The organism is Allobosea sp. P5_A5, from assembly GCF_056400625.1.
Genome location: NZ_JBFUKY010000001.1, coordinates 723,143 through 730,089, shown reverse-complemented (window position 1 = coordinate 730,089; position 6,947 = coordinate 723,143). Strand labels below are relative to the sequence as shown.

Sequence of the window (6,947 nt, the reverse complement as noted above, 5' to 3'; positions counted from 1 at the left end):
GCGGCCCGTAATCGGGCGGCGCATCGATCCAGCGCCCGCCTGACTTGAGGACATGGACGATCCCGCTGATCACCCGGCGGTCATCAACACGCGGTTTGCCACGCGTGTCCGTCGGCAAATGCGGTGCGATCCGCGCGAATTGCGCATCCGTGAGCCAGAAACGATCCCGATTCATCCGGGCCTCCTCCGGGAAGCCGTGAATCATACAGAGCCAGCGGTGCCAACCTCTTTATGGGTCCGAGCCCTAAGACGCGCCGCTTCACGGGGCGGTCCGCATGAACATCTTTGCAACTTACCTTCGCAACTCGATAAGGGCTGTCGCTGGACAGCAAATGCCGCAAGGAAGATCGAAGGTCACAGGCAGCGATGTGCCTGAATGGCGACTGCTGAAGATCTCGAATGGGTGATGGCTGCAGATAGCCATCCCAGATCCTCGAATGATTCAAGGTCTTGAGAGTGGCTGGGGGACTAGGATTCGAACCTAGACAACCAGAGTCAGAGTCTGGGGTCCTACCGTTAGACGATCCCCCAACGGTGCGGCTGTTGCGCCCGCGTTGGTGAGCGGCGGTCTAATCAATGTCATGGGCCTTGGCAAGTCTCAAATGAGCCGGCGTCGGGGAATGTCGGTCGCATTGCTGAGGCATTCACGGGTAAAGCTCAGCCACGATCTCACTGCCCCTTCAGCGGCCTAGGCAACGCGTGCGACAGAGTGCTTGTGCGGATGGTCGCGATCTCCCTGTGTTCATGCGCGCCTTGCCGGTGTGCCTCGCTCGCGACGGCACTTGCCGGGGCGGCGGCGCTGTCCGACAAAGGCGCCATGACAACAGCCTTTACGCCGACCGACCCCGCCGCCGCGCTTTCCGTTTGGGTTGCGCTGGAAAGTCCCACCAGCCACCCCGCCGGCGTCAACGGCATGATGGATCTTGTCGTCAAGGAGGTCGAAGGGCTTCCCGTCGCGGTGGAGCGGATCCCGGGGCGGGACGGGCTCGGCGACATGCTGTTGCTGCGGGCGGGGCTCGACACGGGCCAGCCGGCCATTGCGCTGATGTCCCATCTCGACACTGTTCATCCGGTTGGCACGAGCGCGAGCGACCTTCCCATCCGAATCGAGGGCGACCGGCTTTACGGGCCGGGCGTCTACGACATGAAGGGCGGGGCCTGGCTAGCCTTGCAGGCCTTCAAGGAGGTCGCCAAGGCCGGTCGCGCGAAGCGGCCGCTGGTCTTCCTGTTCACCCCGGACGAGGAGATCGGCTCGCCGTCGAGCCGCGGGCTGATCGAGGACATCGGGCGAGGGGCCTCGGCCGTGCTGGTGACCGAGCCGGCGCGGCAGGGCGGCCGGATTGTCACGGCCCGCAAGGGCGTCGGGCGGTTCGAGGTAAAGCTGGAGGGGCGGCCTGCCCATTCCGGCACGCGCCATGCCGATGGACGCAGCGCCATCCGCGAGGCGGCGCACCAGATCCTGGCGATCGAAGAGATGACCGACTATGCGCGTGGCATCACCACGAGCGTCGCGCTGATCGGAGGCGGCACTGCCGCCAACGTCATCCCGCAGCATGCCTGGTTCAGCGTCGATTGCCGCGTCACGACCTTGGCCGATGGCGTGATGATGGAAAACCGCATCCTGGCGTTGAAGGCGCGCGATCCCGATGTGGCGATCCGCATCACCGGCGGGATGAACCGGCCGCCCTACGAAAAGTCTGTGGCGGTAGCCGCGCTGCTCGAGACGGCACGGCAGGTCGCAGCGGAGATCGGCTTCGATCTTCAGGATTGTCCGATGACGGGCGGCGGCTCGGACGGCAACTTCACCGCCGCGCTCGGCGTCCCAACGCTGGACGGGCTCGGCATCGATGGCGACGGGGCGCATACCTTGCAGGAATATGCGTTGATCTCTTCGATTGCGCCGCGCCAAGCGCTGATCAAGGGGCTGCTGGAGACGCTCTGAGCGCTCTTTCCGGTTCAAAGGCAGGCGCGCGCAGACGAGCCATGTCTGCGCGCGCCTGCCTGTGAGATGATCCGCGGCTTTCAGTTAAAGCGTCCCAAGAAATAGCGCGTTCCAAGAAAAAGCCCCCATGCATCGCAAGGGGGCTTTTGATGAGGTAATGGCTCGAAGCCTCAGGCTTCCGGCTCATCCATTCCTCCGGCGGCGAGGAATTTCTCGAGCCAGTGGATGTTGTAGTCGCCGTTGAGGATGTCGGGGTTGCGCACGAGCGTGCGGAACAGCGGCAGCGTGGTATCGACACCGTCGACGACGAATTCGTCGAGCGAGCGGCGCAGTCGCATCAGGCATTCCTCGCGATTGCGGCCGTGCACGATCAACTTGCCGACCAGCGAATCGTAATTCGGCGGGATCGTGTAGCCCTGATAGGCCGCCGAATCGACGCGAACGCCGAGACCGCCCGGCGTGTGGAACGAGGTGATCTTGCCGGGCGAGGGGCGGAACGTCGCGTGATGCTCGGCATTGACCCGGCACTCGATGGCATGCCCCTCGATCACGATGTCGGATTGCTTCAGCGAAAGGGGCGCGCCGGCAGCGATGCGGATCTGCTCGTTGACGAGGTCGATGCCGGTGATCATCTCCGTTACCGGGTGCTCGACCTGGATGCGGGTGTTCATCTCGATGAAGTAGAACTCGCCGTCCTCGTAGAGGAATTCGATCGTGCCGGCGCCGCGATACTGCAGGTCGCGCATCGCCTTTGCGCAGACCTCGCCGATGCGGTCGCGCTCTCCGGCGTTCAGTGCCGGCGAGCCGCCTTCTTCCCAGACTTTCTGGTGGCGGCGCTGCAAGGAACAGTCGCGCTCGCCCAGGTGGATCGCGTGGCCGCGACCGTCGCCGAGCACCTGAATCTCGATATGGCGCGGTTTTTCGAGATACTTTTCGATATAGACGGCATCGTCGCCGAAGTTGGCTTTCGCTTCGGTGCGTGCGGTCGACAGGGAGACCGACATCTCGTCGGCGCTGCGCACGACCTTCATGCCCTTGCCGCCGCCGCCCGACGCCGCCTTGATGATGACGGGAAAGCCGATTTCGGCTGCAATGCGCAAGGCTTCGTCATCGTCGGTGACGCCGCCCTCCGAGCCTGGGACGCAGGGAATGCCCAGGCGCTTGGCCGTGCGCTTGGCCTCGATCTTGTCGCCCATCGAGCGGATATGCTCGGGCTTCGGACCGATGAAATTGATGTTGTGCTGTTCCAGGATCTCAGCGAAGCGAGCGTTCTCCGAGAGGAAGCCGTAGCCGGGATGGACGGCGTCGGCGCCCGTGATCTCGCAGGCGGCGATCAGCGCGGGAATGTTGAGGTAACTGTCGCGCGCGGCCGGGGGGCCGATGCAGACGCTCTCGTCGGCCAGGCGCACATGCATGGCGTTGGCGTCGGCCGTGGAGTGAACCGCGACGGTCGCGATCCCGAGTTCCTTGGCCGCGCGCAGCACACGCAGCGCGATCTCTCCACGGTTGGCGATCAGGATCTTGTCGAACATCTTGAAGCCCTGCTCGGATCCGGAAGCGCTCACTCGATCACCAGAAGCGGCTCGCCATATTCCACCGGCGTGCCATCCTCGATCATGATCGCGGTGACCTTGCCGGCGCGGGGCGCGACGATGTCGTTGAACGTCTTCATCGCCTCGACGAGGAAGATCCGCTCGCCCTGCTTCACCACGCTGCCGATTTCGACGAAGGGCTTGGCGTCGGGCGAGGGACGGCGATAGGCCGTGCCCACCATGGGAGAGGTGACCGCGCCCGGATGGCCGGCGCCGGGCTTGGCGTCGGTCACCGCCGGGGCGGCGGCGGCAGGCGCAGCCGCGGCGACGGGGGCCGCCGCCGGCATATGGACCATCGTTGCGAGATTGCGCGCGACGCGAACGCGCAGATCGCCCTTCTGAACCTCGATCTCCGTGAGGTCGGTCTGGGTCAGGAGCTGGGCAAGCTCGCGAACGAGTTCGGGGTCGATCGGGCTTTTGGTCGCCATGGCGGTGTCACCGTCTTCTTCGGATGCTCGTCGGACGCAAGACTAGATTGCCGTCCGTCGTCTCGGGTTCAGGCGGCCGGAGCCGCAAGCGGAGCCGACAGGTGCGCGTCAGTCGGCCCGAGCGGAAGACCGGGAGCGGCGAAAGCAGCGGCGTTAAAGCGCGACAGCGACCGGTCGAGGGCAGATCCGTGGAAGGCGCGGCGGGCGACCATGAAGGCGTGATTCCAGCGCCGCGCAACGCGGCGGAAGCCGCCCTCATAAACGCTGCGCGGCGGCAGGGGAAGCCTCAAGGCTTGCCCGCCTCCGGCCGTTATCGATCGCCCCGGCCGATCAGCCGGCGCAGTCGGTCTTGCCGCATTTGCGGACCGAGTCGATTTTCTGCTTCAGCGCGGCCTCGCCAACGGCGCCGAAGACGATCTCGTCGCCGACGATGAAGGCGGGTGTGCCGGTCAGGCCGAGCCTGTCGCCGAGCGCGACGGTATCCTCGATCGAGGCTTTGGTCGGGGCTGCCTCCATCTCCTTGCGGACACGCTCGATATCGGCGCCGGCATCTTTTGCGACCTCCAACGCCTTGGCGCCGTTGACCCGCCCCTTGGCGCTCATCAGCTTGTTGTGGAAGTCGAAGTATTTCGCGCCCTGCAACTGGTTCTTCACTGCGATCGCAACGCGGCTGGCCTCGACCGAATCCGGGCCGAGAATCGGGAAGTCCTTCAGCACGACCTTGAGTTTAGGGTCGGACTTGGTCAGCGCGGTCACGTCCTGCATCGCCTTTTTGCAGAAGCCGCAATTGTAATCCATGAACTCGACGAGGGTGACGTCGCCTTCCGGATTGCCGATCACGATCGACGTCGCAGGGTCGGTGATGCGCGCCTTTTCCGAAGCGACGGCATTACGCTGCGCGTCGGCCTGAGCGACCGTGTTGCGGCGCTCCAGCTCTACCAGCGCGTCCTGAACGATTTCGGGATTCTTGATGATGGTTTCGCGGATCAGATCCGTGACCGCCTTGCGCTGCTCAGGCGTCAGCGGTGCCTGGGCCTGCGCCAGGGCCGGCGCGCCGGCGACGAGCCAGAGACCGAGAGCGAGGCCAGCAGCCTTTGCCACTCCACGCAGCGGGCCGGACAAAGTGGAGAAAGACATGCTGGATCCTTTCATGAGCGGCCGGACCCGAAGTGCGGCAGCAGAGGCTGTTTGAGGTCGCTTGTGGGTGTTCGGGCGCGAGCCGTCAAATCACGGTTCAGCCACTGCTTGCCGCAAACGGGCGGCTCGGCTACGCCCGTTCTCCCCCCGGAAGCGGACGAAACGATGACCGAGCCGACCTCTTCGCGCATGATTTTTCCCGGATCGGCGCCTCTGCCGGCACTGGCCGAGCGGGCCGAACGCGTCGCCCCCTTCATCGTCATGGATGTGATGAGCCAGGCAGCGGCGATCGAACGTCGCGGCGGCTCGGTCGTGCACATGGAGGTGGGCCAGCCCTCGGCCCCGACTCCGCTGTCGATCCGCACCGCTGTGTCGCGCGCCCTCGACCACGGGCGCATCGGATATACGCAGGCGCTGGGCACGGATACGCTGAGGGCGCGCATCGCCCGCCATTACGCGGAAGCCTATGGCGTCGATGTTGCGGCCGAACGGGTCGTGGTCACGACCGGCTCCTCGGGCGGCTTCATCCTAGCGTTCCTGGCGTGCTTCCAGCCGGGCGCGCGCATCGCGATCACGGCTCCGGGCTATCCGGCCTATCGTAATATCCTGATCGCGCTGGGGCTGGAGCCGGTCGCGATCCCGGTCGGGCCCGAGACGCGGTTTGCGCTGACGCCGGAGCTGATCGAGCAGGCTCATCGCGAAAAGCCGCTTGCGGGCGTGCTGACGATGAGCCCGGCCAACCCGACCGGCGTGGTGATGACGCCCACCGCGATCGCGGATGTCGCAGCCTGCTGCCGCAAGCTCGGCCTCTGGTACATTTCCGACGAGATCTATCACGGCCTGACCTATGAGGCACCGGCAACGACCGCCCTCTCGGCGGATCCCGAGGCGATCGTCGTCAACTCTTTCTCAAAATACTACTGCATGACCGGCTGGCGCGTCGGCTGGCTCATCGTGCCGCAACGCCTCGTGCGCACGATCGAGCGCCTGCAGCAGAACCTTTCGATCTCGGTACCCTATCTCAGCCAGGTCGCGGGAGAGGCCGCGTTCGACGCGACCGAAGAATGCGAGGCGATCAAAGCCGGTTATGCGCAGAACCGGGCTTTCCTGCTGCAGGCGCTGCCGCAGATCGGCCTGAGCGATTTCCTGCCGGTGGACGGGGCCTTCTACGTCTATCTCGATATCGGCCGGTACTCGAACGATTCCATGAGCTTCTGCCGGAACGTCCTGGAGGGAACCGGGGTCGCGATCACGCCCGGACTCGACTTCGACGAGGAACGCGGAGCCCGCACCGTCAGGCTGTCCTTCGCCGGCTCGCTCGCGGAGTGCGAGGACGCTGTGACGCGGATGGGCGACTGGCTGAAACGCCGGTAGAACCGGCGAGAACGAATGAGGTCGCCCGTTCCGACGCCCGTCTGCTTGTGCTTCTCAGTCGCTATCGAGCTTATGGGGTTATGGCGAAAAGGCCGAAGCCGATCACGACAAGGATAGCGCCCATCAGCTGGGCCACCCTCGCGCCGCTGATGACTGTGAGACGCTCCGAACGGCTTGCGGTTCGGTCGGGACGGAGCTGGAGGTCTTCCGCACGGTATTGGGTCGCATAGAGATCGGGTGTCGTCTGCGAGCCGACCGGCCTGTTTCCTTCCAGTTCGATCCGGACCGACAGGAAGAGAACCAGCAGGCCGAGCACTCCCACGCCGAACCATCCGGCCATTCGCCAGATCAGGTACGCAATACCGGCCAGCCCGAGCACGCCGGCTGCGATCACTCCGGTGCGACCTTTGTCGGGCGGCGGCGGTGAGGGAATTTTGAAGGACCACTGCTCCATCTGAAATTTGTGACGCAGTG

General features: G+C 65.0%; 7 protein-coding genes and 1 tRNA gene. 2 read left to right on the top strand and 6 right to left on the bottom strand.

Annotated features, from left to right (window positions below; all coding sequences use genetic code 11):
• Together AC1DR6_RS03510 and AC1DR6_RS03505 are read right to left on the bottom strand one after the other, a co-directional pair.
• Positions 1 to 175, bottom strand: a 175-nt coding sequence (locus tag AC1DR6_RS03510) for a transposase (RefSeq protein WP_476827808.1), incomplete at its 3' end; no start/stop codon positions are given.
• 282 nt (positions 176 to 457) lie between these two features.
• Positions 458 to 531, bottom strand: a tRNA-Gln gene (locus AC1DR6_RS03505).
• Positions 532 to 817: 286 nt separating this feature from the next.
• Here AC1DR6_RS03505 and AC1DR6_RS03500 point away from each other — a divergent pair.
• On the top strand, positions 818 to 1,942 hold the full coding sequence (locus AC1DR6_RS03500) for a M20 family metallopeptidase (protein ID WP_476827775.1): 1,125 nt from the start codon (positions 818 to 820) through the stop codon (positions 1,940 to 1,942).
• Between the two features lie 170 nt (positions 1,943 to 2,112).
• Here the strand turns inward: AC1DR6_RS03500 and accC are convergent, their stop codons facing one another.
• From accC to AC1DR6_RS03485, 3 genes are all read right to left on the bottom strand, one after another.
• Positions 2,113 to 3,474, bottom strand: coding sequence for an acetyl-CoA carboxylase biotin carboxylase subunit (gene accC / locus AC1DR6_RS03495; protein ID WP_476827807.1), 1,362 nt, complete (start codon positions 3,472 to 3,474; stop codon positions 2,113 to 2,115).
• A gap of 29 nt (positions 3,475 to 3,503) precedes the next feature.
• Positions 3,504 to 3,962: an acetyl-CoA carboxylase biotin carboxyl carrier protein gene (gene accB / locus AC1DR6_RS03490; RefSeq protein ID WP_476827774.1), complete on the bottom strand. Its 459-nt coding sequence runs from the start codon at positions 3,960 to 3,962 to the stop codon at positions 3,504 to 3,506.
• Between the two features lie 330 nt (positions 3,963 to 4,292).
• Positions 4,293 to 5,099, bottom strand: a complete 807-nt coding sequence (locus tag AC1DR6_RS03485) for a DsbA family protein (RefSeq protein ID WP_476827773.1) — start codon at positions 5,097 to 5,099, stop codon at positions 4,293 to 4,295.
• A 165-nt stretch (positions 5,100 to 5,264) separates the two neighbouring features.
• Here AC1DR6_RS03485 and AC1DR6_RS03480 point away from each other — a divergent pair, with 165 nt between their 5' ends.
• Complete coding sequence (locus AC1DR6_RS03480; protein WP_476827772.1) at positions 5,265 to 6,473, top strand: aminotransferase class I/II-fold pyridoxal phosphate-dependent enzyme; 1,209 nt, start codon at positions 5,265 to 5,267, stop codon at positions 6,471 to 6,473.
• 70 nt (positions 6,474 to 6,543) lie between these two features.
• Here AC1DR6_RS03480 and AC1DR6_RS03475 read toward each other — a convergent pair whose 3' ends face one another.
• Positions 6,544 to 6,927 carry a hypothetical protein gene (locus AC1DR6_RS03475; protein ID WP_476827771.1) on the bottom strand — a complete coding sequence of 128 codons (384 nt, stop codon included), beginning with the start codon at positions 6,925 to 6,927 and terminating at the stop codon, positions 6,544 to 6,546.
• Positions 6,928 to 6,947 lie beyond the last annotated feature (20 nt).